Origin of the sequence: Gordonia desulfuricans NBRC 100010 (assembly GCF_001485495.1) — a bacterium.
GTDB lineage: Bacteria > Actinomycetota > Actinomycetes > Mycobacteriales > Mycobacteriaceae > Gordonia > Gordonia desulfuricans.
The window spans coordinates 1-1513 of record NZ_BCNF01000220.1; the positions used below are offsets into that span (position 1 = coordinate 1).

Consider the following 1513-nt stretch of genomic DNA (forward strand, 5'->3'; position numbering starts at 1 on the left):
ACGGTTCTGGGCGACGCGGACAACGTCGTCGCGGAACTCCTGGGGACAGGGCTTGGGCACAGCTGGCATCCTTCCAGGCCGCCCGGCAGGGCAAGCCAGATCAGATGTCACCTACTCGTGCACCAGCCCCACCCACGGTCAGACTGAGCGGGTTTGAAGTGTATTCGTGGTGATGTGATGGATGTGGAAGTGTACGTAGTCATGGGATGTCCCTGTGGGGTGTGCCTGGTGATGGGGCGATGTTCTCGTCCGCTGCGGCCTCGTCGTGGGCGTGGTTGAGGTTCTCGCCGTGCTGATGGGATTGCTTGAGATCACGGCGCGCGAGGGCGCCTCGTCGTGAGGAACGTCGCGCCCCTGCCAAGATCAAGGAGAGGCCGAGCATCGCTATGGCGCCAAGGATGACACCGTGGAGCAATAGAATTCCCGTTGAACCGGTGACGTGGTATCCGAAAGCCGAGAAGCTGCTGGTGGGAAGGATATGAGCGCTATTACTGATGACACTGACAGCAATGATGATTGCCGCAGCGAGGAGGATGACTACACCCAGAATGACGATCACGAGCGTTGCACTAGTCGTGTAGTGGTTTGGGAGATCGTTAGGGGGGAGCGCCGGTTTGGTGTGGTGATCATGGGACGTGCCTGACTCGGCGAACCAGTCTGCTGGTTGCTACCGGGGAAGAGGGACGGAACTGGCGTCGACGCGCGTAAGGTTGTTTGGTCGCTCGCCCCTCGGGGTGGCGTCTAATGTGTCGACGTCGTGTGAAGTGGGGTGTCGGCGGTAGCAATGATGAGGTCATTCTCCAATTCAGCTACCGCGTTTAGGATGTGGGAGCCAAGTTCCTGGATGACAGCAGCGGTGCTGGCATCGAGTGTGTTGAGGCTCTCCAAGTCATTGAGTTGGGTGTTGAGTTTGCGGGTGATAGGTGGCAGGTCGTTTCGTCTCATGATTGGCGTGTGGTGTCGGCTTCGAGCAGTACATCGGACAGGGTTCCGCCATGTTCGGCCGCCAAGATCACTCGCTGCCACACGTCGGCTGCGGCCGAGCGGGGTATGTCGGTGGCCAGCAAAATGACCGGGTGTGAGTCGCCATCGAGGATCGACGTCCGTGAGTGGCGGGCGCGCCGCACGGTTCGGCGGGCCAGGAGATCACCAACTGAGTGATCGGCGGTTGCGTTGGTGCCGGCGTGGAACAAGACGTCCCACTCAGCGAGCAGGTCTCCGGGTATGTGTCGGGCATCTTCTTCTTGAATGCTCGACACGATGACCTCCGGGCGGGCGGAGTGTCCTGGTCGTGCTCGGTGGTAGTCGCGGGCGTGTCCATAGAGATGACTGCGTGGGACGGTGTTGAGAATTCGAGAGGTGGTGATCATGAGAGTTCACCTGACTGACCACAAAACGTGCGGCCCTTGCTTCATCGGGGCGCTGGCAGGTATCCGCCAGGTATGAAATCCGATGTAGCTACCAGTGTACGCCGAAAACAGATACCCAGCCGAAAGCCTGTGGAGTAGCCGTT

Annotated in this window: 2 protein-coding genes; both read right to left on the bottom strand. The window is 59.9% G+C overall.

What is annotated here, in order from left to right; all coding sequences use genetic code 11:
- Positions 1 to 199 precede the first annotated feature (199 nt).
- Positions 200 to 559 carry a hypothetical protein gene (locus tag GD1_RS23945; protein WP_059040026.1) on the bottom strand — a complete coding sequence of 120 codons (360 nt, stop codon included), beginning with the start codon at positions 557 to 559 and terminating at the stop codon, positions 200 to 202.
- Positions 560 to 941: 382 nt separating this feature from the next.
- Positions 942 to 1370, bottom strand: coding sequence for a hypothetical protein (locus GD1_RS23950; RefSeq protein ID WP_059040027.1), 429 nt, complete (start codon positions 1368 to 1370; stop codon positions 942 to 944).
- Positions 1371 to 1513 lie beyond the last annotated feature (143 nt).